Below are 24,229 nucleotides of genomic sequence, written 5' to 3' on the forward strand. Positions count from 1 at the left end.
CCGATAAGGTTATCTTTATCGTCGTCTTCCAGCCGGAGCCGGACTACGTCCATAGGCGTCAGTTCTTTTCGTCGTTCAGGCTTGTCAGTGTCTGCAAATAGGGCACGTACGGTACAGCGTGCTCAGGTTTATCAAAACTTCTCAGCCAGCTTCTGGCCTCTGAGATCTCAATAAGACGGGCATCGCTGCCACCCGCATTCGCCATTAATTCGAGCTCATTAATCAGTGAACGAACGCTGATCTTTTTTTCGCTCAACGCAAGGCTGAGTGCCGCTTCGCCGATAATGACATGACCTATCTCGTCGTGTTGAATAGACAAACAAACCTCCTTTACGATTGCGTGATAACCTCAACACTTACTGTAGGCGTAACGGCAGAATTTGCCGGATATATTTTGAAATTTTCCAAATCAGGTAGCAGAATTTTTTGATCGAATGCTTTTTAGCCAATGAAAATTCTGCAGACTATTACCACCAGGCTGACTCTCACATGCTGCAAAAAAAAACCCGCGCAGGGCGGGCTAACAAAATGTTGAATAGGATTTCTCTCGCTGAAAACGCATCCTGTGTGTTGTTTGCCAGAATAAGCTGGCTCATAAATTATAGATGACAAGTCAGCGGAAAACGGGTTTCAGCGCGAAACCCGATGAAAAACTGCCATGCTCATCGGACCAGCATAAAATAGTGTGGTAAACCAATTGCGCCGCGTTTAAGCGATTTACAGAAATGTATTACCTGGTCAGAGGCGGGGGAGGCCTGCGCCTTAACAGGCAAAAAAAAATGCCTCCGCGAGGAGGCAAGGTAGGAGTTACTCAGCTCAGTGCGTAGTTGGATTTCTCACTGAACATGTTAATGATAGAGAAATTTGTCATTTTTTTCCGGCTCGCTTAGTAAAAAAATTTACATGCCAGGTATATAGTTAGCTTGCTAATTATTTAAGGTGTTGAATTATGACTGTTTTTTGAGGTATGAAATCGTTTCCTAAGAATTGGCTTATATTTACATTTCCTGTTTACATCACTTTTTTTAATCATATTTTTCAGGTGATCTTCATTGTTGCAGATGCCTTATCAACCTGGCTCAGAACAATGAACTGTTGATTGTCATAACTAAATTGCGCTACCGGCTGCAGGCCAAGGCGTATGTGCGCTTTAAGAGAGGCGATATTGTCATGCCTGACAAAAAGCACGGGCTTACGCGAACCATAGTGACGACATGCGCGCGCGAAAAGCGCTTCTGAGAGGCCTTTTCCGCGAGACTGCGTAGCGATACAGATCGGACCGTAAATCCAGCAATGTCTGCCTGCAGGCCAGGCGCTAAGCATGGCAGTGATAATGTCAGGCGTATTTGCTGCATTGTCCTGAGTAAACAATACGCCCTGCAGTCGTGATTTTTGCCTTACCAGCAGCGCCCAGGTTGCACTATTACTGAGCAGCTCGCATACCCTTTCCTGACTAAATATTCCCTGTAATAACGCGATGTTTTGCTGTAAGAGCTGGCTGATTTCTGCACTATCGTTTTTCTGTGCCAGGTGAAATGTACTCTGCTGATTGTTCAAATGTCGCTCCATCTCACTGTTGGCATTGTTATAAGTTTTGTCTGTTTTTCGTGCTTTCTCCGTTGAGAGTCATCCTAAAACGTAGGTTTTGCTTGATGACTGACGAGAGCTTGCCAGGCTTAGGAAGGTCATTTCCATCAGATAAGGAGAAATCATGTCACGGTTTGCAGATAAAGTTGTCGTTATCACTGGTGCAGGATCAGGTATTGGCGCTGCGTCAGCACAACGTTTTGCTGCTGAGGGCGCGTCAGTTGTACTGGTGGGAAGAACAGAAGAGAAGCTGCGAAAAGTCAAAGAGGCTTTACCTGCTGGCAAACATCTTGTTGTTCCATGCGATGTCTCAGATGCAGAGCAGGTCAGGCAGCTGAGTGAAAAGGTTAGCCAGCACTACGGGCGTGCGGATGTACTGGTAAACAATGCGGGCAGTATTGTTCAGGGTAAGATCCACGAAGTTTCGCCTGAAGACTGGAAGACGCTCATGGGCACCGATCTGGATGGCGTCTACTACTGTACGCACTACTTTATGCCAGCCCTGCTGAAAACTAAAGGCAACGTCGTTAACATCTCTTCCGTTTCCGGACTTGGCGGAGACTGGGGTATGAGTGTATATAACGCGGCTAAAGGCGCCGTAACCAACTTTACGCGCGCGCTGGCAATGGATTACGGTTCAGACGGCGTAAGAGTCAATGCTATCTGTCCCGGTTTTACATTTACCGATTTAACTGAAAATGCAAAACAGGATGAAGCGTTACTGGCGCGCTTTTACGATCGTATTCCACTGCGTCGTGCGGGAGAAGCTGATGACATTGCGAGCGCGATTGCCTTTATTGCCAGCGATGATGCCCGCTATATAACGGGCGCTAACCTGCCGGTTGATGGCGGTTTAACGGCATCAAACGGTCAGCCAAAACAAGCCTGATAGCAATAAAAAAAGCCCGCGGCAGTTGCGCGGGCTTATCGGTGATATTACGCGAATTATGAGCGTGGGATCTCGGAAACTTCTTTCACATCAGCTTTGTTAATTTGTTGTTTAACGCCGTTAGCATCAACATAGCCCAGCAGTCCTGACTCTGCTTCTTTCGGTTTGCCGTCGCTGACAATTGTACGACCATCATTGGTATGAATAGCGTAGCTGGTACGGGTACAGCCGGTAAGGGCGGACAGGGCAATAACCGCTGCTACAGGAAGTAAAATAACTTTCTTCATTGTGCTCTCCTTGATAGATGGATCAGTTATTCAGTTCGCTCATGTTCGTGATCTGATCACGATTGATCTGCTCAGTTTTGCCGGTTTGCGCGTTCTCATACGATACCAGTCCGGTATCGCTGTCTACCTGTGGTTTGCCACTGGTAATAATGGTGCGGCCATCAGTCGTTTTAATCGCCTGGTTAGACGAGCAGCCGGTTACGGCTAAAAGTGAAGTCAGGACTGCAGCAGCAACAACCATTTTTTTCATCATATTTCCCTATTTCTGGACACGTTATAAGAGGAGCATAGTCCATAATTTCCGGGAGTGGTCTGACCTTGATGATTTTTTTGTGCAATTAATGCGGCGAAAAGCAGAAGCCTGTGTTCTGCCAAAGCGCGCGGTTTGGCATCAGGCCGTTAATGCCTGAGAAACAGATAAACGCAGACATATCGAAAGAAAACGATCGAAATACGTGAAAACATCTTTAGCGAAAGCGATATCACGCCATACAGATGTATCAGTGTGAGTACAAAAAAGAAGATTCGGTAAGTGATGATCGGCGAGGGCAATGACTAACGTCAGGCTGCCTGAATCCGCCCTAACAGCAAACTAAAAAGATTATCGTAATGCATTTTTTCTGCTGGATCGGTACAGTGATCAAGCCGCGAAAGCAAAGAAATACACAAGGCCTTACGGTTGAGCGTTTTATCAGAACATAAAATCTCTTTAACCATTTCACCGAGTAATTTGAATTCTGCAGATTGCTGTATTCTGGTCTGCTCTTCTGCGCTGATTTTATCCGCTGCAGGAAAATATGGATTCTGGCACATAACTCTCTCTTCTTAATTAAACAGGCTTAATCAACCTTCACCGGGCACTATTAGTTCATTTTCTTTGCCAGCAACCGAATAACCTTTTCACACGCCTGCTGTACTTCAGGGCTGTCACTCCGCAAACCGGTACGGTATAACGCACCAATAATCTCCTGCAAAGAAAGCGCTTCGCCTGGTTTTAATATTTGCGTAATGACGTCACCCAGTAACGCGTGCATCGCTTCTGCATCTTCTGAATCATCTTGCCGCACATAACCCTCATCCATTTTTAAATTGCTTAACGTTTTTAATATGTCAGAGACGCCTGTAACGTAAAGTCGCGACAACAGTAAAATAACTTAGTTAGGAAATGCGTATTTCCTAATAGCGCAGCAGCATTAATCCAGCAGGCGCAGCGCCATCTTAATAGTTTCTTCGCCATTAGTCACATCCTGAATTTTACCCACTACACGCATACCAAATGCAATACAGAGTAGCAAGCCGGCAGTGGTATCGGCATCCAGGTGGCTGGCTATTGAGCCATCATCCTGACCCTGCTGAATCAGCGATATAAGAAAAGCCCGGTTGCGCAGCACGGCCTGGCGCACCAGATGAGATAACTCTTCATCAAGCGTCTGCAGTTCAACGGTGCTGCCTACAACCAGACAGCCGCGCCGTCCCTCAATTTCGCTGGCGGAATCTAGATAGAACTGAAGCAGCTCAGCAACCCGCTCGCGGCCAGTAGCGAATGCGCTCAGACGTTCGCGCAAATCGGTATTTCGAATTGCAATATAGCGCTCAAACACGCGCAAAAAAAGCGAGCGCTTGTCCTGAAAAGCTTTGTAGATGCTACCTGCAGTAAGCTGCATGGCTTCACCAAGGTCGGCAATAGAGGCGGCGTGGAACCCTTTCTGGCGAAAAACGATCATGGCATTATCAAGCGCAACATCGATATCAAAATTGCGCGGTCTGCCGCGTTCACGGGGAGCAGCGGCAGAAGATTTTACTGTTGGCATTCACAGCCCTTCTGAAGCGATTGTTTCCAAAGTATCCCGTTTGCGCCTGAACCGGTCAACGCCGGAGATTTACGCTAGAGTTAAGTGGTTAAATTACATCGTATTGTGATAAATATTTCAGCCTTTGCAACAGGGGAACAGCATGAAAGACGTCTTTATTGTGGGTGGTGCAGGAAATATCGGACGTCAATTGGGTCAGCAGCTGAGCCAGGACGGTGTGACGGCACGTGCATTGTGCCGCACCGCTGAACAGGAAGCCAGCTTGCAGCAACAGGGTATTCAGACTGTCAGGGGAGATCTGGTTGCCCTGGATGAACAGCAACTTACCGGGCTGATGCAGGGATGCGGGCTGGTGGTTTTCGCGGCGGGCGCCGGAGGGAAAGGCGGAGAGGAGATGACGAAGGCCGTTGATGGTGAGGGGCTGATTAAGTCCGTTGCCGCCGCGCAGCGCGCCGGGATAAAACGCTTTATTCTGGTCTCTGCTTTTCCCGAAGCCGGACGCGGCAGGCAGCTGTCTGACACTTTTGAAAACTATATGCGCGTAAAAAAACAGGCCGACGTGATCCTTGCCGCAAGCGCGCTTGACTGGGTGATTGTGCGCCCCGGCACGTTAACCGATGAGCCGGCAACCGGCAGAATCAGCGCAGGGCCGGCAATCGCCTATGGCACTATCGGACGTGCAGATGTTGCCGCCACGCTGGCGGCGCTGGTCCATCAGCCGGCCGTGTCCCGCGTCATCATTGAGCTGACGGCGGGAGAGAGACCCGTTACAGAAGCGATAGACGCGCTTATTACACCTTAACCCATTCAGCAGTAAGGAGAGGCTATGGCACTTTCACTGGATGCGCATCTGCAGACAATCTGGCAGAAGTTAACGCATGCGGTGAGCACGCGCTCACCTTTTACCCTGATGCAGCTGGCGAGCGTAACAGGAAACGCGCAGCCTAAACTCAGAACAATCGTGCTGCGCGATTTCAGTCCTGCGCCAGCCTCATTACTGTTTACCACTGACGCACGCAGCGCAAAAGTGCAGGAGATGAGGGCTAATCCGCATGTCTCGCTGCTGGGCTGGGATGCAGAGAACAGCCTCCAGCTGCGACTGGAAGGTGAAGCGTGTCGCGTTGATGAGCGCGAGTTGCGCCATGCTATCTGGCAAACGCTGCGGCCCTCTGCGCAGCAGCTTTTTCACTCACCTTATTCACCCGGCACGATCCTTGACGCTCCGGAGGCGGCATGTGCCGGACACGCTTCTGCCTCGTTAACTGATCCTCCGGAAAATTTTGCGCTGATACGCATCATGGTGAAGCGTATAGAGCTGCTTGATGTCAGTGCCGATCCGCATCAACGCTGTGAGTTCTTACTGCAGGCGCACGGATGGGCGGGACGGTGGCTGGCACCTTAGTTTCTCTCTCAGCCGCGCAAACGACAGGATCAGGTTCCGGCAGATAAAAGATCCAGATTTACTATAATTATGTTCAACATTTTTAACCTGAGAGCAGAGGCGATGAGCAAATCTTTCACTCCAGCGGCTACGCTGGCAGCTCTATTTGCATTAAGTCTGATAGCCGGACCAGCAGCAGCGGCTACGCTGGCAGCTCTATTTGCATTAAGTCTGATAGCCGGACCAGCAGCAGCGGATCCGGGGAAGGGCCATGGTCAGGGACCACACGGAGCAGGTGAAAAACATGCCGGTCAAGGAAATCCGCATGCTGACAAGCACTCCCATCAGGGCCAAAACAGCGCGGAACAGGCGGGATCAGCGCTGAGCTATGCAACGGCACGCGCGCTGGCAGAGCGCTATGGCGCCACAGGCTATCGGGCTCTGCCGCCAGGCATTGCTAAAAATGTTGCACGGGGTAAGCCGCTGCCGCCCGGGATCGCAAAGAAAACGTTACCGGCTGCGCTGGTAAAAGAGCTGCCTTACTATCCTGGCTATGAATGGCGGGCCGTGGGGGATAACCTGGTCCTGATTGCACTAAGTACCGCCGTAGTCACGGCGGTACTCAACGGTGTCTTTGACTAGATAACCCGGCTGAACGGGCTAAAAAGCTGTCAGGCCAGAGTTCGCTGTTTTGTTTCACTCAGTACGCTGACAATATTTGCAGCAGAGACTGTGCCCATCTTGATGTAAGAGGCGTCGCTGACACCGCCAATATGCGGTGAAAGAATAACGTTCGGCAGCGACTGCCAGCAGTGAGGCACGGTCAGCGGCTCTGCGCAAAAGCTGTCGAGTGCGGCGGCACGCAGTCTGCCGTCAGCGAGCGCTGCGGCAAGCGCTGGCTCATCGACCAGGCCGCCGCGGGCAGTGTTAATAAAAATGGCGTCGCGTCTGAAATAGCGTAGCGCGGCGTCATTGATCATTGCGCGGTTATCCTCAGTCAGCGGGCAGTGCAGGGATACTACGTCAGCCTGTTGATAAAGCGCTTCCAGCGTGTTTACCTGCTCGCATCCTTCAGGTACGAAAGTAGCGTAAGGATCGTAAGCCAGCACGCGCATGCCAAACGCGTAGCCAGCTCTTGCGACCCGGCGACCGATTTCGCCCAGCCCGACCAGCCCCAGCGTACGGCCTTCCAGTTCAAGAGATTTATGCACCGATTTGTCCCAGTGCCCGGCGCGCATACGCGCATCGAGCGGCACAACAGATTTTGCGCAGGCCAGCAGCAGCGCCCACGTATGTTCTGCGACCGCTGCAGCGTTGGCGCCTGGCGCTGAGCAGACGCGTATGTTCCTTTTCGCTGCTGCTTTTTGATCGATGACATCAATCCCGCTGCCGTGTTTGGAGATCACCCGTAAGGCCGGGGCGGCGTCCATGATCGCTGCGGTAATTTTTCCATACCGTACCAGGATAGCGACCGGGTTATGCTGGTGGCAGAGATCGATAAGTTGCGTCTCCGTGGGCTGTTTGCCGGCAAAAATAACGTCATAGCCGGTCAGAAGCTGCAGGGCCTCCTCCGCCAGATCGCAGCCGGTTACCAGAATAACGCTGCGTGCTTCGCTCATAGCGTCTCCTCCGCAGCAAGCATGCCAGCCTGGCGCAGCGCCTGCTCCAGCCACGGCGCACGCGTGTCGCCCGCTGCGATAGCCGCAATACGCTGGGTTTCGGCCGCCAGCTTCTTTTTCGCCAGCGCAATGACCGTTTTTACCTCCTCTCGCGGGATCACCACTACGCCGTCAACATCACCCACAATCAGGTCACCGGCCTGCACCTGCGCTCCTGCTACAGAGATGGGGTGATTAACACGACCCGGGATCAGTTTTGTGGGTCCGCTGGGATTCAGACCAGCAGCGAAAACCGGGTAGGGCTGGCTGGCGAGCGCGTCCGCATCACGTACCGCTCCATCAATAACGATACCGGCAATGCCTGAGGCTTTCGCCTGCGTGGCCATAATTTCTCCCAGCAGTGCGCAACTGATATCACCCTTGCCATCCACAATGATGACATCACCGGGCCGGGCAATAGCGAGCGCAGCATGGATAGCCAGATTGTCACCCGGTCTGACCTCAACGGTAATCGCCGGACCCGCTACTTTCATGTGCGCCGCAAGGGGTTTAATTCTGCCATGCAACGTGCCACGGCGGCCGGCAACATCAGCAAGGATAGCCGCCTGATACTCTGCGGCCTGGCGCGTATCTTCATCAGATACGCGGGTGATATTGCGATTGATCATCGGAAGTGTCGGAGAAGTCATACTGCCTCGCTGTTTTACCAGGTGAAATAGATATGTACAATATAAAACTACTATAGCGAGCTTGTCGGAAGATTAGCCAGCGCCGGACGGCAGTTTGTGACGTAAATACGAGGTGACTCACAAATATTCAGGTACACTCGCAGTCGTCATAAAAGGAGAAAACAATGGGTAATGAAGGCGTTATTGCAGTTGAAAAGGCGCTGGCGCTGCTTGACTGTTTCCGTCCGGGCGATAACAGCCTGACGCTGACGGCGCTGGCACAGGCATCGGGCTACCATAAAACCACGGTATACCGCCTGATGAATTCGCTGGAACGCATGCACTACGCCGTGCGACATGACGACGGGACCTATGGACTTGGACCGCGCCTGCTGTATCTCGGAAAGCTTTATGAGCAGTCATTTCATCTTGCAAGCGTCGTGCAGCCGGAATTGCATCAGCTGGCACAGGAGACTGGCGAGAGCGCCAGCTGGTATGTCATTGAGGGCGGGCAGCGGCTCTGTCTGTTCCGTGCGGAAGCAACAGAGGGTTTGCGCCACAGCCGGCTGCCGGGAACAACCTATCCGCTGGATCACTCTGCTATTGGTCAGGTTTTACGCTACTGGGGACTGAATGAGCCCCTGTTTAGTGAAGAGCCACTGCTGCCTCTCTATACCTCCGGAGCCCGCGACCCGCACACGGCAGCCTATGCTCTGCCGGTATTTGGCGTGAGCGACAAGCTGGTCGCCGCGCTGGCGCTGACCGGTCCCTCCTCGCGGCTCACAGAAGCGCGCCGAAAAGAAGGCGTAGCCAGTGCAATGTATCATGCTGCCGCGCGGCTCTCGGTGCGGCTGGGGGCTTCGCCGCAGTTTTGCACTGCCCGTTATGGCGAGGGGATAGCAGCCGCTGGCGAATAACAGGAAGCCGGCCTGCAGCACCGGCTCCCTCAGCGTGGCCCGCTGTTAGTGTGTTGTCGCGCGCGCTTTATTTTCTGTGTGGCGCGCCATCTTTCTGCCCATGATCACAACAGCGATGCCTCCTGCCAGACAGAGTACAGCAAGCGGCAGAAGCGCCAGCGTATGGCTGCCGGTTTTCTGATTAATAATGCCGTACACGTTTACCATCAGGCCACCGCCAATCAGATTAGCAATAGCGCCAATGGCTGCCAGCCCGGCCGCTGCTGAAGAGCTACTCATCCACCCGGACGCCAGCGCCCAGAACGGACCTTTCATTGAGTAAGCGCCTACCAGAATCAGACTCAGAATAATAATCGTTGCCGGCAGCGAGAGGTTAATAAAGGCAGCGGCAATACCGCCTGCAATCATGAATAGCGTCAGCGCAGTGTGCCAGCGCCGTTCGCCGGTGCGATCGGAGTTACGGCCCCAGACAATCATCAACACGGAAGCCAGGCCATAAGGAATGGCATTAAGCAGGCCGGTAGTGAGGTTATCCAGCTGGAAAGACTTGAGTAGCTGCGGTGACCAGACGCTGAGCGTTGTACCGGCTGCTGACGCACCGGAGTAGATCAGGGCAAAAAGCCAGATCTGACGATGTTTCAGCAGCTGCCAGGTAGAGATGTGACCAATATTTTTACGTTCGCTGCGCTCTTTCTCCAGCGTCTCTTCCAGCCACTGCTTCTGCTCATGGTTCAGCCAGCGCGCCTCATGCGGGCGATTACTCAGGACAAAGTAAGCCGCGATGCCCAGCAATACAGCGGGCAGCCCTTCGATAATAAACAGTAAGTGCCAGCCGCGCAGGCCGAACCAGCCATCCAGCGTCAGGATCAGTCCCGACAGCGGAGAGCCGATAAAATTGGCCAGCGGGATCGCCACCATAAACGAGGCGATGATGCGTGCACGGTAGCGGGAAGGGATCCACCAGGTCAGATACAGTACTACGCCGGGAAAAAAGCCCGCTTCTGCTGCACCCAGTAAAAAACGCAGCACGTAGAGCGAGGTTGAGGTCTCAACCAGCGCCATACACATACTTACGATCCCCCAGCTGATCATAATGCGCGGGATCCAGAGCCGTGCTCCCACTTTCTGCATGGCGAGATTGCTCGGAACCTCAAACAGAAAATAGGCCACAAAATAGAGGCTGCTGGCAAAGCCAAACGCCGCTTTTGTCAGACCTAAATCCTCGTTCATCTGCAAAGCCGCCATGCCGATGTTTCCGCGGTCAATAATGGAAACCAGATAACTGACGACGAGGAAGGGCAGAATCCGCCAGATCACCCGGCGCATCGTTTCACGCTCCAGCGCGGTCACAGGCGCCTGGTTAAGTAGAGATTGAGTCATTGTGTCCTCGCAGAGTTCAGATTAGATAACATCGCTGTTGTTTCACTCTATAAAACCCGGTTGTACAAAATAAACTATCAGACTCTCCGCGTGCGTCGTGTGCAGGATAGTGGGATTGCGGTTCAGCTCACAGATTAACCGTGGCCCGGATGCGGATTTGTGATCGATAACGCTGCAGAAAGTTCATCTCTGGCATCTGCAGGCTCCTGCGCCTGCGTTGTATCACCCCTTTGCTCTTACCCTTCGCACTGATACCACAAATATTTTCAGCTAAGTGAAAAAGTCGATGTTGAGATTTATTCATCCTGACAGCGTTGAATGAATATAAATTATGTATATAAAACAGCACGTTGAAAACAGAACGATTCGCAACTTCTATCACGTTGAATCCAGACGGCACTGACTGACGCGTCTAGGCGTTGCAACATGAAAAAGCTTCAGGTTCGGTGAAATTTAATCACTTTTTTTCAGCAGGGGAGTAAGGCATAAAAGAGTCAGCCCATTGAGGAAATGGTTATATCAAATCAGCATTCAGCGTCGGTTTTACAGGCAGACAGAGAAGCAGGTTTACATCAGAAATTGAGGTGAGAAATTACGATGAACAAAGAATTTACCTTTTCAATTAAAAGCCTTCGTTTTGACGAAAACTATAATCCTTCTGCAAACACGCGTATCACCACTAACTTTGCTAACCTGGCAAGGGGTGAAATGCGTCAGGAAAACCTGCGCAACGCACTGAAGATGATTGATAACCGCTTTAACTCACTTGCGCACTGGGACAATCCGAAAGCTGACCGCTATGCCGTTGAGCTTGATATCATCTCCGTTGAGCTGAATATCGACCCGGCTGGAAATGAAAAGCCGTTCCCGGTCATCGAAGTCCTGAAAACAGGCATCGTGGATAAAAAAACCGGTCAGCGCATTGAAGGCGTCGTCGGGAACAATTTCTCCTCCTGGGTACGCGATTACGATTTCAGCGTGGTGTTGTCTGAGCATAATAAAAACCAGTCCGGTTTCAGCACCCCGGCAAACTTTGGTGACCTGCACGGCAATATCTTCAAAGGGTTTGTCAGCTCAGATATCTATAAAGCCAGCTTCAGCAAACGTCCGATCATTTGCCTGAGTGTCTCAAGTAAAAATACCTATTATCGTACCGGTAACCATCATCCGGTTCTGGGGATTGAATATCGGCAGGACGCGGATTCGCTGACCGATCACTACTTTGCCAAAATGGGCCTGCAGGCGCGCTACTTTATGCCGCAGGGCAGCGTTGCGCCGCTGGCTTTCTATTTTGCCGGCGATCTGCTGCGCGATTACAGCGATCTGGAGCTCATCAGCACCATCAGCACGATGGAAACGTTTCAGAAAATCTATCGTCCGGAGATCTACAACGCGAACTCAGCGGCCGGACAGGAGTATCAGCCGAGCCTGTCACACAAGGATTATTCACTGACACGCATCGTATATGACCGTGAAGAGCGCACGCATCTGGCGGTTGAGCAGGGTAAATTTACCGAACAGCATTTTATCAAGCCTTACCAGACTCGTCTGGAGCAATGGTCTGCTGAGTTTGCGCACTGATTAATGGAAAAAGGTTATCTATAGTGAAAAAGTTATTACCGACATCGACGTCTGGCAGTTTACCTAAACCTTCCTGGCTGGCGCAGCCGGAAACATTATGGTCCCCGTGGAAACCGGCGGGTGACGATCTGGCCGATGCCAAGCGCGATGCGCTGCGTCTCTGCCTCGATGACCAGCTGCGGGCCGGTATTGATATCGTCAGCGATGGTGAGCAGACGCGTCAGCATTTTGTGACGACGTTTATTGAGCATCTTAACGGCGTGGATTTTGAAAAGCGCGAAACGGTGCGGATCCGGAATCGCTACGATGCAAGCGTTCCTTCGGTGGTAGGTGAAGTTTCACGTACTAAACCGGTATTTGTTGATGATGCAAAATTTCTGCGTCAGCAAACCACCCAGCCGATCAAATGGGCGCTGCCCGGTCCAATGACCATGATCGACACGCTGTATGACGGGCACTATAAGAGTCGCGAAAAACTCGCCTGGGAGTTTGCTAAAATTCTCAATCAGGAAGCGAAAGAGCTGGAAGCCGCTGGCGTGGATATTATTCAGTTTGATGAGCCTGCGTTCAACGTCTTCTTTGACGAGGTCAATGACTGGGGCATTGCCGCGCTGGAGCGTGCCATTGAGGGATTACAGTGCGAAACCGCTGTGCATATCTGCTATGGCTACGGCATCAAAGCCAATACTGACTGGAAGAAAACGCTGGGTTCTGAGTGGCGCCAGTATGAAGAAATCTTTCCGCGTCTGCAGAAATCGAACATCGACATCGTATCGCTGGAGTGTCAGAACTCCCGCGTGCCGATGGAGCTGATTGAACTGATCCGCGGTAAAAAAGTGATGGTCGGTGCCATTGATGTGGCGACCAACACGGTTGAAACGCCGGAGCAGGTAGCGGAAACGCTGCGTAAAGCGCTGCAGTTTGTCGATGCGGATAAGCTCTATCCCTGCACCAACTGCGGTATGACGCCGCTGTCGCGTCAGGTTGCTCGCGGCAAGCTGGATGCGCTGAGCGCCGGTGCTGACATCGTGCGCCGTGAACTGCTGGGCCAGTAATACGTTTAAGGATGTATCAGGGCTGACGTCTGACGTCGGCCCTTTTTTTATCATTTTTAACCGCGCTGTACCCTTTTGCGGCTATCCCGGCCAGGTGGCTCATCAGACAAATAAATAGATTTATACGCAGGCGCTGAAAATAACTGTGCTGCAGCGCAGCAATATGTCATGCGCACATTGCTTCCGGCGCAAAACATCCCTTACTTTAGCCGCAGGTTTGTAAAATACAGGAACCCGGCATGGCAGATGACAGCAGTACGATCACCGATTTAAGCGCGCTTGAAGCGTGCTACGGCCCCGTGGCTAAACCTTCGCTGACCAAAGTTACCGATCATATTCACGCCGCCTATCGTCCTTTTATCGCTGCGTCACCGTTTGTCGCGCTGGCCACCTGCGGGCCGGACGGGCTGGACGTTTCACCCAGAGGCGATCCGGCAGGATTTGTACACATTGAGGATGAGCGCACGCTCTGGCTGCCCGACAGGCGCGGCAACAACCGTATTGATAGCCTGCGCAATATTCTGCATGACAATCGGGTGGCACTGCTTTTCCTGATCCCGGGCATCGGAGAGACCCTGCGCGTGAACGGGACCGCCGTTATCAGCATCGACCCCGCCTTGCTTAACCGTTTTGCGGTGAATAATCAGCTACCGAAAACGGTTCTGACCATCACCGTTGAGAGCGTTTTCTTTCAGTGCAGCCGGGCAATTATCCGTTCCAGGCTCTGGGATCCGGCTGCGCACATCACGCGGGAGGCGCTGCCGAGCACCGGTTCCATACTGCACAGCATTTCGCAGGATATAGATGCGAACGCCTACGATGCGGCGTTACCTGGTCGCCTGAAAGAGACGCTCTATTAACCCGGCCTGAGGCCGCAACAGCAACGTGCACTGTACAGCCTGCCAGCAGGCTGTTTTCAGTTCCGCAGACTACCGGGTTCTCAGGCGGTAGATATCAGCGAAGTAGAGATGACCTTTACGGGCATACTGCGCCTGCAGGGTGGCTTTTTCGCTTTCAGTCAGGACATCTCCATTGAGCAGGTCATGAATAAACGCCTCCCTGACATAGACTTCCATGTACCAGTCGCCGGTATAGCAGTTCTTCCACGCGCCCTTGTCGATATCTTTCACCCGATAAGACGGGTTCACGTGAAAAAAGAAAAAGAAGTTACAGACTGCGAAAATGGCACAGCAGACAACATATTCGATCATGCCGAAGGAGTCGGAATAGAGTAACAGTGCCATGGTCAGCACAAACAGAAAACACATCAGGCCATACAGCCCCGGATACTGACGGATAAACGACACGTCGAAATAGGGACGATCGTTGCGTTTTTCCGCACGGTTGATGCTGTCCAGCTCCTGCTGCAGAAGCGCATTAAGTTGATTGCTCATGTTTTAGACCTTATCTGCCCATGATGATGGAGTTAAAATTTTACTGTGTATTTTTAGCGGCCGCGGCGCGCGGCTAAATCGCCATACCGGAAAAGTGAATCGGATCTGCCAGCATCGCCGCCAGAATTTTCAGGCTTTCTTCGCACTGCTGACGTGACTGTGAACCGCCGAGGCAGATACGCAGCGCATCGGCAGGCACATTACCGGTGCAAAATGCTGCGCCGGAGACGGCGCTGATCCCTTTTTCACGCAGTTTTGCCGCAATGTCAGAGGCGTTAGCGTTGACCAGCCCCGGCAGCGGCAGCCACAGGTGATAACCTGCGCTGTCAGCCTGAAACGGGTATCCGCTCAGGCAGGTGGCCGCAATCTGCTGGCGGACACCCGCTTCCTGCCTGATAGCCATCAGCATGCGTTCTGCGGTTCCGTCATTGATCCACTGCCGCGCCAGCGCATTGGTGAGCGGGCTGGACATCACCGTCAGCGCCCGCAGCACGCCGGAAAGCAGCTGCGTCATCTGTCTGTCCGGGCCTTTCACAAACGCGATACGCAACCCGGGGCCAAAGCACTTCGACAGGCCGGTAAGATACCAGGTCAGTTCCGGTATCAGCTCCGCAAAAGCAGGTACCGGCGCATCACTGAGCGCAGCGTAAGCGTCATCTTCAATGACCGTAATGTTATACCGCTGGCAGCACTCAGCCAGTGCCCGCCGGCGCGCCTCCGGAACCGTTATCGTGGTCGGGTTTTGCAGCGTCGGATTGATATAGAGTGCGCCGATCTCCCCGCTGCGACAGAGCGCTTCAAACGCCAGCGGATCGGGCCCCTGCGCGTCACAGAGTACCGGCTGCAGCCGCACGCCCAGATGGCTGGCAATCGCCTTCATGCCAGGATAAATCAGGCTGCTGACACAGACCGCGCCCTTTTTGCGCTTCAGCAATGTCATGATGCCCATCAGGGCGCTGTGAATGCCCGGACAAACCAGCACGTCCGCTTCGCTCTCTACGTGAAGTTTGCGCCCGATCCAGCGCATCGCTGCCGCTTTATCCTCTGCCGTGCCGCCAAAATCCTGATAGCGCAGCAGACTCAGCATGTCGGTCTGGTTAAACAGGTTGATGGCCCCTGCGCGCAGCGCTTCCTCAACGGCTGCACCGGCAGGCTCTGCCGGCGCATTCATGGTCATTTCGTAAGTGCTGGCAGGCAGAGCTGAAGAGGCTGACGCCCGCGCACGAATAAAACTGCCGAGTCCCGGGCGTGAGTCAATTAATCCTCTGCGCCGCGCTTCCGCATAACCGCGCGTTACCGTGGTGTAATTCAGGCCCAGCGTTTCCGCCAGTTCACGCAGCGGCGGCAGACGATAGCGTGAAGGCAACTCGCCTGTACTGATGCCCTCTGCAATGAAATCTGCGATGCGCAGATAGGCCGGACGTTGTGTAGACTGCTGTAGCAGGGTTGCCCAGCGTGTGAAAAGCGGCGTAATCATCATAAATCCTGTTCAGGACATTACGCAGACAGATATATCACAGTCATAATCAAGGTGTAACTTGATTGCATTATTGATTGCATCAGTTTTTTCTCTAAGTCTGTTTTAGCGCGTCATGCCTCCCCGCGTCTGCGCCTGCCGGCGTACAGTAAAGCGAGATTATCAAGGCCCGTAAGCCGGGATCATTCTGTAGCGATTAAAGATTGCAGGCGGGTCAGCCGATAAAGCTTCTGTGCTGCGTCAGTTTTTGTATCGGGTCAAAGGAACAACGACGTTTTGCCGAATCGGGCAGGCGTAAAATTATTCTCTGACTGTTATCGTTCTCTTAGGCGCGTGCAGGATAGCAAGCAGGGCGAGCGGGATATCTGCCACAATCAGTTATATGTTTCTTTCGTATCGTCAGAATAAATCAGGTCCAGCTATCATGAGCACAACGATCAAACCTATTTTATCCGCCGTTTGGTCCACCAACACCCTGGGGATCTGTATTTCCAGTCAGGAAAGCCCCGCCGGCCTGATGCCCGCATTGAAAGGCGTTACGCTACGCGAATGGCTCAGCATCGCCCAGGCTGATGAAGATGCAAACATTGCGCTGCTGCTCACTGCGGCGCTGGATCGCGTGTTGCCTTTTCATATTGAAGTGCCCATTAATTGTCTGGATGGCACCCTGCGCCACGTTATTGTGTCAGGGCTGCCGGGCGATCGGTCAGAGGGTTCACACCTGCAGTACAGTGGCTTCGTGCTGGATGTCACCGGACAGCGTAAGGCGCTGGAAGATGCGCTGCGCACGGCGGCTGAGTATCGTCTGCTGATTGAAAACAGCACGGATCTCATTGCTCACTGCGATGCCGAAGGGCGTTATGTCTCTATTTCGCCCTCATACAGCGAAATGATCGGCTGGTCAGCTGAAGAGATGCTGGGTCAGCAGGTCACCGACTTTTTGCATCCTGACGATCGCGCGCCCGCCGCTGCGGTGCTGCACACTATTTTCACCGGCGGTGAACAGCCGGACGTAGTGGAAGTGCACAAGGTGCATCGCAACGGCCACTACATTACGCTTGGCACAAAAGCCTGCGGCGTAACCGATCCCTCAACAGGCAAGAATATCGGTGCTGTGCTGGTGTCGCGGGATATCACCCGCGACAAAGAGAAAATGCTGCAGCTGGAGCAGCAGGCGATGCGCGACGCGCTGACCGGTCTGCCTAACCGGGCCTGGTTTTTTAAGCAGGTCGACGGCATGCTTGCACAGCATCAGGACCCGCGCTATGTGACGGTGCTGTTTCTCGATTTAAACGGATTTAAAGCCGTTAATGATTCAATGGGCCATGCGGCAGGCGACAGTCTGCTGCAGCAGATAGGTGAACGGCTGCAAAGCTGTATGGCACCGGATGAGTCAGTCGCACGGCTTGGCGGCGATGAGTTTGTGGTGGCAGCCCGATGCCCCGATCGCAAAGCCGCTTCTGCCATTGCAGAGCGTCTGATCGCCAGTCTGAATCTACCTTTCAGCATCAGCAACAGCGCAGTAAGCATCGGAGCCGCAATCGGCGTAAGCCAGGCGCGACCTGCTACTTCATCCGCTAAGCTACTGCTTCAGCAGGCCGATACCGCCATGTACCAGGCTAAAGCACGGCACGATGTCTCATACCAGTTTTTCTGCTTGCCCTCGCATCTGTAACCGGCCCCGGCCTGGCTGTCATGCGCGGCGTTCTGTTAATCCCTGATGTGATACCTGACGCGGGTTGTGCGCATGACACAGCACAGCACAGTTTTCACGTGTTTATGCATTTAGTTAATCGGTATGGCTGTGATTTTTCTGAGTGGTCGCTTAAAAAGCGGTGTTAAAAAACGGTACATTAATTTCTTCTATTTTATTTAATAACTAATAAGTTATTATTTTTTTCAGCTCCAGTGAAATACATTAATACGCAAGGCTTTTATCTTAATTTCTGCTTTATGCGCTAACGAAGCGTAAGCCAGGCTGGACAATGCATTAGTAACGTGATGTTATTGTCTGCGCATCGATTACTTTTCCTGCCATTTTCAAAATAAATACGCTCTGCCGATGCCTGAAAGCCATGTTGTGTTTTCAGGCTTTGCTTTTTTCTCAGCTGAGGAAAATATCGTGTTTAAATTAAATCCTGTACTTCTGGCCCTTATTGCAGCACAAGGTATGATGTTTCCGGTTTTAAATGCATCGGCGGAGATATTAAAACCCTATACGCCTGAAAACAATGATTATAAAGCGGGTGCATTTTATTTGCGTGATGGTTCAGTACAGACGCTGACCGGGCTGCCGCAGTTTACGCCGGGCGAGAGTGGCGTAACCCGCACAACGCTGGGTGAGCTACAGCGTGCGGGCCGGATCGTTACTGATACGCTAACGGGGCAACCCCGTATTAACGTCGGGCAGCAAAATCTGAATATCGTTATTCCCGATCCCGCGAACAACAGCTATAAATCCTTCCACGTTTATGACAGCCTGGCCTTTACAGATTTACCGGGGATTAATACAGAGACACAGGTAGAGGACTTTTATGCTGTAAACGATCGGCAATATATTGATGCCCGCGTCGCCTCAGTTACACGCGGCACGCTTAATATAAATATCGGGCGACCTGACAGAAATGCAGGTTCGGCCACAAATCGCTGGTCAATGGCGGCCAGACAAAGCCAGCTTTTTACCACGGCGCAGCGCGGTCATCTCAACTGGAACAGTAATAACCGTATTATTTTCACCGCCGTTGAGGCACCTCCCGCTAACAATCAACTGACGCTCAGCAGAGATAGCGTGGTGAATTATACCGGGACGTTTAACGTCAATACGCGGGATGGCGGGGTCACAACGTTCACGGTAACGTCGCTTGCAGAATTGCGTAATTATAATGACTGGCTGATTAATCAGCTCCTGAACGACAATATTACGCAGGAAGCGTATGGCCACGCGTTTAATAAAGCGTTTTCACTTAATGAAGGTCGCGTGCTTTATCGCACCGGTGCCGCCGACAGCCGTGATGAAGTCAGGCTGCCGGTGGGCGAACGGGTGGTGTTAAGTGCGAACGGTCCTGACGCCAGCGTGAAAATTTCTGCACAGCGTACGCTTGAGGTCATCAACGCCAGCACGGCGATGCAGGCCAGCAATGGCGCTACGGCCATTATTGATGGCAAGCTCGCGGTTACCGGCTCGGGGAGTACAGCGAGCCGGGCGCTGGCGCTGCTTTCAGGCAGCACCGGAATAAATAACGGCACGCTGAACGCGGGCTTCCTGAATAACGCCAGCGGCACAGGCGTGGACAGCAGGACGCTGGGCGATATCGGTAAAGCCGTTGCGGTAAAAAGTGGCAGTCGCTTCATGAATAATGGCGTGATTAATCTTGCTCCCGGTAATGGATCTGAAAGCCGGGAAAGCAGCGCAATCTGGATCGCTCAGGGCAGTGCGGTTAATCGCGGCAGCATCAATGTCGGCGTCACGGACGTGGTTAATAACAGCTCAGCGACAGGGGTCACGTTAAGCGCTGCAGGGCACTTTGTTAATGCGGAAAAAGGCACGATCGCCATCGGACGGTCGCCGCAAAATCGCAAAACGGACAGGACGCAGGAGGTTGCGGTTAATCTGAGCGGCGGCGTCAGCGGTATTCAGCAAAGTGGTAACAGCAGTGTGATCAATAATGGCCGTATTGTCATCGGCTCCCGCGTGCAGAACGCCGCAGGTATGCGCGTGGAAAATGCACCTTATGCGCTGACGCTGAATAACGGCGTTATCGATATCAACGGACGGGCACAGCCTCAGCCGCTGGAAAACATCGGCATGCTGGTGCTCAATGCCGGGCAGTACGGGCGGGTGGGCAACGCAGGAACAATCAATGTTAACGGTGATAACAGCACCGGCCTGCGCATTCTCGCCACGAAGAACCATAGCGCCAGCGCCTGGTCCGCCGGCACTATCAATGTAAAGGGTGATGCGGACTTGCCTGGCGGCACGCATAACACGGCCGTCCGGGTAACCGGCGAGCAGGGCGGTCAGGCGCGCGCCATGCTGCGTGGACGGATCAATTTACAGGGTGATGCGGCTATCGGCGTGCGTGCAGATGGCAACGCCCGGGTGGATATCGCCGCCAGCGCAGTGCCGCGCGCCGGCGAAGGCCGGAATCAGATCAGTTTTCTTATCCAGGGCCCGGACGCCCGGATCCGGCTGCCCGCCAGCGGCCGCTACGCCACTTCCAGCCCCAACGGGACGCTGTTCCGCCTGGCGGACGGCGCGGACTTTAACGCCAGCGGTACCACTCTCTCGCTGAATGCACCGGGCGCCACCGGCATCGTGGGCAGCGGCCGGGGCAGCGATATCGTAACGCGTAACGCCGTGTTCAATGCGGGAGCGTATGCCAGCGCCGTGCGGATTGAAGGCGGCGCGCAGGGCACCCTCAACGCTGAAACCCGGCTGCGTCTGACCGGCAAAGGTGCCAGCGCTGCGACAGTTGACGGGTATAAATATGATCTGAGCGGTCGCATTATCAGCGCCGGTTTCCTGCCGGATAGCCGCACGCTGCTGACCAGTCATGCGGCTATCCGCGGGCTGGCGGATGGGCAGTCCGGGCTGGTGGCATTAAACCAGGCGCAGCTGATCAATACCGGTCATATCACCTCAGGGGGAGAAGGTTCAGTGGGGATCCTCGCCCGCTTTGGCGCAAAGGTTGTCAATCGGGGAGATATCAGCGTGCTGCGCGGCGCTACCGGCTTATACGCTGGCGGTTTCGCCACGCCGGAGGAGAGCACCGCGACCACAGAAATAACCACCCGCGGCGCATTAAATGTGTATGGCGGATCGGGCAACCGGCAGACAACCCTGGGCGCGGTCGCCAGCGGTGAGCAGGCCGTTCTGAACCAGAACGGCCTCATTAATCTGTATGGCGCCAATGTGGTCGGTGCCCGCGCTGAAAAGAACGCCATCATCAACAGCGGCGCGACAAGCCGCGTGGTGTTTCATCATGACAACCAGATCGGCTATCAGGCCACCGATGTGGACAGCATTATTTTCAGCAGTGGTGGCAGCACTGACGTCAGCACAGCCGGCTCGACGCTTTATCAGGTCAGCAATGGTGGCGATGTGTATGCACGTGAACCTGGCACGATCACGCTGAGCGGAGCCAATACGACCGGTGTGTCGGTCTCGGGCAGTACGTCATACGCCTACCGCACCGACAGGTATAACGTCAATGGCAGGGGCGCTGCGGCGCTGCGCGTCTATGAGCGGGGTGAAGGGATCGTCACCAGTCCCATCGCACTCAACGGCAATAACACCAGTGGCGTAATAACCGCCGGTGACCAGGCAACCGTCTATGCTGCTTCTGATATTACCGGTCGCGGTCGTCAGATCACCGCCTTCGACGCAGGCTACTATTCGGCGATATTCAATCAGTATCAGGGCGTGGTGAATTTAACCGGCCCAGAGAGTACGGGGGCGCGCGTGCACGACAACGCGTCGTTTCTTAACTTTGGCAGCGTGCGTATCGCTTCAGGCACCGGCATTGATGCCAGCAGCGGGTATGGTTACTACTATCCGCGCGAGAGCAGCCGCCTGCAGGTAGATGACGGAATTGCCGCGCTGCGGGTCGGAAACAGTGGCGGTCTGGCGGTTCAGGGCGATGGCCAGGGCTACAGCACAATCACGGCCAGCGGGCGTGCCGATGGCGTGCTGCTGGATAACGGGGCGCAGTGGTTTCAGGCCAGTGATATTACGCTGGGCGCCTATGGCCGTGGCAGCGTTATCAATAACCGTGCCGGGTTAACGGCTATCTCGCTGCAAAATGTGCGGCTGGAGACCGGGCGTGGAACCGGTATCCGGTCAGCGGTCTCTTTTGACGGTGAAGGCTACGCGCAGATTATCGTGGGCGAAGGCGGGACCGGCTATCTTTTTGCGAATGAAGATGGTTCAGCGACGCGTAACGATCTGTTTATCGGCCAGGGCTATTCCATCACGGTTCCCGGTAAAGGCACCGCCATACGGGCGAATACGACAGGGGACGTTGTCACTGCGGGGTCCATTGCTATTGAGTCTGCTAACGGGGGATCCGCCGTGGTAACCCGTACCGCCAGACGGGTCATCAATCAGGGTAATATCACGTCGCAAAGTCTCGTTGCGCCTATCATTGATTTGCGCGGCGGTGCGTCTGTCTTTATCAACGAAGGCACCGTAACCGCACCCAATCCACACACCGTGGTGGTCGCCGGGGGGGCGTCCCGGGATGTGGTTGCGCTGCTGGGCGGCAGAGTCACCGGCGATGTGCATACCGGTAACGGTGAAGATACGCTGATCGTTACCGGCGGCACGCTGAAGGGCAGCCTGACCATGGGCAGCGGTGCAAACAACCGCGCCACCGTTCAAAACATCAGCCTGCAGGACACCCGGCACATTACTACGGCCGGTGGTGCAGGCAGCACGCTCAATCTGCACGACCTGACGGCGCGCGGCGGTTCCTTTGCCAGCGACGATCCGAAAAAAGGAACCAATATCGGCGCCGGCTGGAGCACGCTGAATTTTTCCGGCACCCGCTGGACGCTCACGGATAACCTTCGCCTGGCGCACAGCACCATCAATATTGACGCGAACTCGACCCTGCAGGCGGGAAATGGTATTCAGCCGCTGCTGCAGGGCGGCAGCGCTACCTCGCTGCAGGTGAATAACGCCGGTACGCTGGACCTGACAAACGGCAGCAGCCAGGCCGGTAACTCGCTGACGATCAACGGCGACCTGACTTCAGTAAACGGCACGCTGCGGCTCAACTCTGCGGCCACCCGCAGCGATAGCTTACGCGTTAACGGTAACGTCAGCGGCACGACGCTGATTGATGATGAACTGCGCGGCGCGCCGCTGATGGATCGCAACCGTGACGGAATTATCGGGGCGACAGAGGGTGTTTCGCTGGCGCAGGTGTCAGGCAGAGCCGCTCCGCAGAGCTTTGCACTGAAACAGGGGTATGTGGCTTCAGGCCCGTGGCAATATCGTTTATATAGTTTTGCGCCAGGCAGCAGCGCCGCCAGCCAGCGTCAGCTCAGCGGCAGCGGCGATGATTTCAGCGATTACCGTCTGGCTAACGCATTTGTCTGCGCAGACGGCGTGCTCTGCCAGCCGCAGTCAGGCAATGGCAAAACCGGCCTGCGCAGGGCGGTGACGCCGCAGATCCCGTCCTATATCTCTGCTCCAGTTGGCCTGGCCTGGTACACGCTGGCGATCACTGACGATCTGCATAAGCGGCTGGGCGAACTGCGCCAGCAGCACGATCCCGATGCAGCGGACGGAGAGATGTTTGTTCGCTATCTGGGAGCAAACATGCATTATCAGAGTAGCCGGGGCCTGAGCAATTACGGCTATGATGCTGACCTTGATTACAGTGCGGTACAGCTCGGCGGCAACCTCATCCGTCTGGATGGCGCAGACGATAGCCTGCGCGGGGGTATCGCCTGGACGCGTGGCAACACGCGTATTCGTCCGCATGCGGCAGATGGCTACAGCTCAACTGCATTCGACAGCGACAGCGTGGCGCTGTATGGCACGTGGCAGCATAACAGCGGCCTCTATGTTGACAGCTCGCTGTCATGGAACCGCTATCGTGGTGAAACAGACATCATGCGGCAAAAAGCGGTGGCTTCGCCAGAAGGCAGCGGCTGGGCTGCGTCACTGGAGTCAGGCTACGCCATAGAGATGACGCAGGGATGGCGTATCGAACCCCAGGCGCAGCTGACCTGGCAGCGTCTGGATATGGACAGCCTGACCGATCGGGATCAGACGCGTGTCTCCTGGGATCGTTACCAGCAGACCGTTGGCCGGCTCGGCGCGCGCCTGGACCGTACGTGGCAGGATGAGAGCCTGCGGCAGTACACGCCTTATCTGCGCGTCAATTACTATCACGGCTGGGGCGGAACGGCAAAGACCCGGGCAGGTACGGCTGACGGCACGGACAGCCAGCGTTTTGACAGCGGTAAGTTCGGGCAGATGTGGAATGTCGGCCTTGGCGGCACCGCGACGCTAACCCGGGATGTCTCCCTCTATGCTGAAACCGATTATCGCAAAGAGATTGACGGTAACGGTGCGCGCGGCTGGCACTACAATGCCGGTGTGCGCTGGTCGTTTTAAGCGGGGATATTAGCCGGCCTGAGCAGGATTTCAGGCCGGCTGCGGCAAGAGTGTG

At 54.2% G+C, this 24,229-nt stretch carries 22 protein-coding genes; 10 read left to right on the forward strand and 12 right to left on the reverse strand.

Annotated elements, in window-relative coordinates; genetic code table 11:
• Positions 1-58 precede the first annotated feature (58 nt).
• Both BBA90_RS01645 and BBA90_RS01650 read right to left on the reverse strand, forming a co-directional pair.
• A complete protein-coding gene (locus BBA90_RS01645) occupies positions 59-319 on the reverse strand; it encodes a hypothetical protein (protein WP_065647587.1) in 261 nt (86 codons plus the stop codon).
• A gap of 719 nt (positions 320-1,038) precedes the next feature.
• Positions 1,039-1,557 (reverse strand): GNAT family N-acetyltransferase, encoded by a 519-nt coding sequence (locus BBA90_RS01650; protein ID WP_084798728.1) that lies wholly within the window; start codon positions 1,555-1,557, stop codon positions 1,039-1,041.
• A 154-nt stretch (positions 1,558-1,711) separates the two neighbouring features.
• Between BBA90_RS01650 and BBA90_RS01655 the strand changes: the two genes are divergently transcribed.
• Positions 1,712-2,476 (forward strand): SDR family NAD(P)-dependent oxidoreductase, encoded by a 765-nt coding sequence (locus BBA90_RS01655; protein ID WP_065647589.1) that lies wholly within the window; start codon positions 1,712-1,714, stop codon positions 2,474-2,476.
• 56 nt (positions 2,477-2,532) lie between these two features.
• Here the strand turns inward: BBA90_RS01655 and BBA90_RS01660 are convergent, their stop codons facing one another.
• The 5 genes from BBA90_RS01660 to BBA90_RS01680 form a co-directional block, all read right to left on the reverse strand.
• A complete protein-coding gene (locus tag BBA90_RS01660; protein WP_065647590.1) occupies positions 2,533-2,763 on the reverse strand; it encodes a YgdI/YgdR family lipoprotein in 231 nt (76 codons plus the stop codon).
• Between the two features lie 22 nt (positions 2,764-2,785).
• The gene (locus BBA90_RS01665) at positions 2,786-3,013 is read right to left on the reverse strand and encodes a YgdI/YgdR family lipoprotein (protein WP_175540442.1); all 228 of its coding nucleotides are present in this window, start codon (positions 3,011-3,013) and stop codon (positions 2,786-2,788) included.
• A gap of 311 nt (positions 3,014-3,324) precedes the next feature.
• On the reverse strand, positions 3,325-3,576 hold the full coding sequence (locus BBA90_RS01670; protein WP_065647591.1) for a hypothetical protein: 252 nt from the start codon (positions 3,574-3,576) through the stop codon (positions 3,325-3,327).
• Between the two features lie 50 nt (positions 3,577-3,626).
• Complete coding sequence (locus BBA90_RS01675; RefSeq protein ID WP_240484869.1) at positions 3,627-3,845, reverse strand: hypothetical protein; 219 nt, start codon at positions 3,843-3,845, stop codon at positions 3,627-3,629.
• Positions 3,846-3,956: 111 nt separating this feature from the next.
• Positions 3,957-4,574, reverse strand: a complete 618-nt coding sequence (locus BBA90_RS01680; RefSeq protein WP_065647592.1) for a TetR/AcrR family transcriptional regulator — start codon at positions 4,572-4,574, stop codon at positions 3,957-3,959.
• A 142-nt stretch (positions 4,575-4,716) separates the two neighbouring features.
• Here BBA90_RS01680 and BBA90_RS01685 point away from each other — a divergent pair, with 142 nt between their 5' ends.
• From BBA90_RS01685 to BBA90_RS01695, 3 genes are all read left to right on the forward strand, one after another.
• Entirely contained in the window at positions 4,717-5,376 is a 660-nt protein-coding gene (locus BBA90_RS01685; RefSeq protein WP_065647593.1) for an NAD(P)H-binding protein, read from the forward strand.
• 24 nt (positions 5,377-5,400) lie between these two features.
• Entirely contained in the window at positions 5,401-5,976 is a 576-nt protein-coding gene (locus tag BBA90_RS01690; protein WP_065647594.1) for a pyridoxamine 5'-phosphate oxidase family protein, read from the forward strand.
• A gap of 156 nt (positions 5,977-6,132) precedes the next feature.
• Positions 6,133-6,597 (forward strand): anti-virulence regulator CigR family protein, encoded by a 465-nt coding sequence (locus tag BBA90_RS01695; RefSeq protein WP_065647666.1) that lies wholly within the window; start codon positions 6,133-6,135, stop codon positions 6,595-6,597.
• A gap of 29 nt (positions 6,598-6,626) precedes the next feature.
• Here the strand turns inward: BBA90_RS01695 and BBA90_RS01700 are convergent, their stop codons facing one another.
• Complete coding sequence (locus BBA90_RS01700; RefSeq protein ID WP_065647595.1) at positions 6,627-7,574, reverse strand: hydroxyacid dehydrogenase; 948 nt, start codon at positions 7,572-7,574, stop codon at positions 6,627-6,629.
• The gene (locus tag BBA90_RS01705) at positions 7,571-8,263 is read right to left on the reverse strand and encodes a methyltransferase (RefSeq protein ID WP_065647596.1); all 693 of its coding nucleotides are present in this window, start codon (positions 8,261-8,263) and stop codon (positions 7,571-7,573) included. The genes BBA90_RS01700 and BBA90_RS01705 overlap by 4 nt, the downstream gene beginning before the upstream one ends.
• A 164-nt stretch (positions 8,264-8,427) precedes the next feature.
• On the opposite strand from BBA90_RS01705, the gene BBA90_RS01710 reads away from it, so the two are divergent.
• Positions 8,428-9,159 carry an IclR family transcriptional regulator gene (locus BBA90_RS01710; RefSeq protein WP_065647597.1) on the forward strand — a complete coding sequence of 244 codons (732 nt, stop codon included), beginning with the start codon at positions 8,428-8,430 and terminating at the stop codon, positions 9,157-9,159.
• A 45-nt stretch (positions 9,160-9,204) separates the two neighbouring features.
• On the opposite strand, the gene BBA90_RS01715 is transcribed toward BBA90_RS01710, so the two are convergent.
• Positions 9,205-10,539, reverse strand: a complete 1,335-nt coding sequence (locus tag BBA90_RS01715) for an MFS transporter (RefSeq protein WP_065647598.1) — start codon at positions 10,537-10,539, stop codon at positions 9,205-9,207.
• 597 nt (positions 10,540-11,136) lie between these two features.
• Here BBA90_RS01715 and BBA90_RS01720 point away from each other — a divergent pair.
• The 3 genes from BBA90_RS01720 to BBA90_RS01730 all read left to right on the forward strand — a co-directional run bounded on the left by BBA90_RS01720 (position 11,137) and on the right by BBA90_RS01730 (position 14,035).
• Positions 11,137-12,120 (forward strand): DUF1852 domain-containing protein, encoded by a 984-nt coding sequence (locus tag BBA90_RS01720; RefSeq protein ID WP_065647599.1) that lies wholly within the window; start codon positions 11,137-11,139, stop codon positions 12,118-12,120.
• Between the two features lie 23 nt (positions 12,121-12,143).
• Positions 12,144-13,175: a methionine synthase gene (locus tag BBA90_RS01725; protein ID WP_065647600.1), complete on the forward strand. Its 1,032-nt coding sequence runs from the start codon at positions 12,144-12,146 to the stop codon at positions 13,173-13,175.
• Between the two features lie 239 nt (positions 13,176-13,414).
• Complete coding sequence (locus BBA90_RS01730) at positions 13,415-14,035, forward strand: pyridoxamine 5'-phosphate oxidase family protein (RefSeq protein WP_065647601.1); 621 nt, start codon at positions 13,415-13,417, stop codon at positions 14,033-14,035.
• Between the two features lie 69 nt (positions 14,036-14,104).
• On the opposite strand, the gene BBA90_RS01735 is transcribed toward BBA90_RS01730, so the two are convergent.
• Positions 14,105-14,569, reverse strand: a complete 465-nt coding sequence (locus BBA90_RS01735) for a YlaC family protein (RefSeq protein WP_065647602.1) — start codon at positions 14,567-14,569, stop codon at positions 14,105-14,107.
• Positions 14,570-14,642: 73 nt separating this feature from the next.
• The gene (locus BBA90_RS01740; RefSeq protein ID WP_240484871.1) at positions 14,643-16,049 is read right to left on the reverse strand and encodes a PLP-dependent aminotransferase family protein; all 1,407 of its coding nucleotides are present in this window, start codon (positions 16,047-16,049) and stop codon (positions 14,643-14,645) included.
• 421 nt (positions 16,050-16,470) lie between these two features.
• Here BBA90_RS01740 and BBA90_RS01745 point away from each other — a divergent pair, with 421 nt between their 5' ends.
• Both BBA90_RS01745 and BBA90_RS01750 read left to right on the forward strand, forming a co-directional pair.
• Positions 16,471-17,721 (forward strand): sensor domain-containing diguanylate cyclase, encoded by a 1,251-nt coding sequence (locus BBA90_RS01745; RefSeq protein WP_065647667.1) that lies wholly within the window; start codon positions 16,471-16,473, stop codon positions 17,719-17,721.
• 582 nt (positions 17,722-18,303) lie between these two features.
• Complete coding sequence (locus BBA90_RS01750; protein WP_240484872.1) at positions 18,304-24,174, forward strand: autotransporter outer membrane beta-barrel domain-containing protein; 5,871 nt, start codon at positions 18,304-18,306, stop codon at positions 24,172-24,174.
• Positions 24,175-24,229: the final 55 nt, after the last annotated feature.

It is taken from the genome of Pantoea eucrina, from assembly GCF_001691555.1.
Taxonomy (GTDB): domain Bacteria; phylum Pseudomonadota; class Gammaproteobacteria; order Enterobacterales; family Enterobacteriaceae; genus Pantoea; species Pantoea borealis.

Coding starts and splice junctions, on each gene's coding strand:
- BBA90_RS01655 (WP_065647589.1), top strand. CDS start 1,712: ATGTCACGGTTTGCAGATAAAGTTGTCGTTATCACTGGTGCAGGATCA.
- BBA90_RS01660 (WP_065647590.1), bottom strand. CDS start 2,763: ATGAAGAAAGTTATTTTACTTCCTGTAGCAGCGGTTATTGCCCTGTCC.
- BBA90_RS01665 (WP_175540442.1), bottom strand. CDS start 3,013: ATGAAAAAAATGGTTGTTGCTGCTGCAGTCCTGACTTCACTTTTAGCC.
- BBA90_RS01670 (WP_065647591.1), bottom strand. CDS start 3,576: ATGTGCCAGAATCCATATTTTCCTGCAGCGGATAAAATCAGCGCAGAA.
- BBA90_RS01675 (WP_240484869.1), bottom strand. CDS start 3,845: ATGGATGAGGGTTATGTGCGGCAAGATGATTCAGAAGATGCAGAAGCG.
- BBA90_RS01680 (WP_065647592.1), bottom strand. CDS start 4,574: ATGCCAACAGTAAAATCTTCTGCCGCTGCTCCCCGTGAACGCGGCAGA.
- BBA90_RS01685 (WP_065647593.1), top strand. CDS start 4,717: ATGAAAGACGTCTTTATTGTGGGTGGTGCAGGAAATATCGGACGTCAA.
- BBA90_RS01690 (WP_065647594.1), top strand. CDS start 5,401: ATGGCACTTTCACTGGATGCGCATCTGCAGACAATCTGGCAGAAGTTA.
- BBA90_RS01700 (WP_065647595.1), bottom strand. CDS start 7,574: ATGAGCGAAGCACGCAGCGTTATTCTGGTAACCGGCTGCGATCTGGCG.
- BBA90_RS01705 (WP_065647596.1), bottom strand. CDS start 8,263: ATGACTTCTCCGACACTTCCGATGATCAATCGCAATATCACCCGCGTA.
- BBA90_RS01710 (WP_065647597.1), top strand. CDS start 8,428: ATGGGTAATGAAGGCGTTATTGCAGTTGAAAAGGCGCTGGCGCTGCTT.
- BBA90_RS01715 (WP_065647598.1), bottom strand. CDS start 10,539: ATGACTCAATCTCTACTTAACCAGGCGCCTGTGACCGCGCTGGAGCGT.
- BBA90_RS01720 (WP_065647599.1), top strand. CDS start 11,137: ATGAACAAAGAATTTACCTTTTCAATTAAAAGCCTTCGTTTTGACGAA.
- BBA90_RS01730 (WP_065647601.1), top strand. CDS start 13,415: ATGGCAGATGACAGCAGTACGATCACCGATTTAAGCGCGCTTGAAGCG.
- BBA90_RS01735 (WP_065647602.1), bottom strand. CDS start 14,569: ATGAGCAATCAACTTAATGCGCTTCTGCAGCAGGAGCTGGACAGCATC.
- BBA90_RS01740 (WP_240484871.1), bottom strand. CDS start 16,049: ATGATGATTACGCCGCTTTTCACACGCTGGGCAACCCTGCTACAGCAG.
- BBA90_RS01745 (WP_065647667.1), top strand. CDS start 16,471: ATGAGCACAACGATCAAACCTATTTTATCCGCCGTTTGGTCCACCAAC.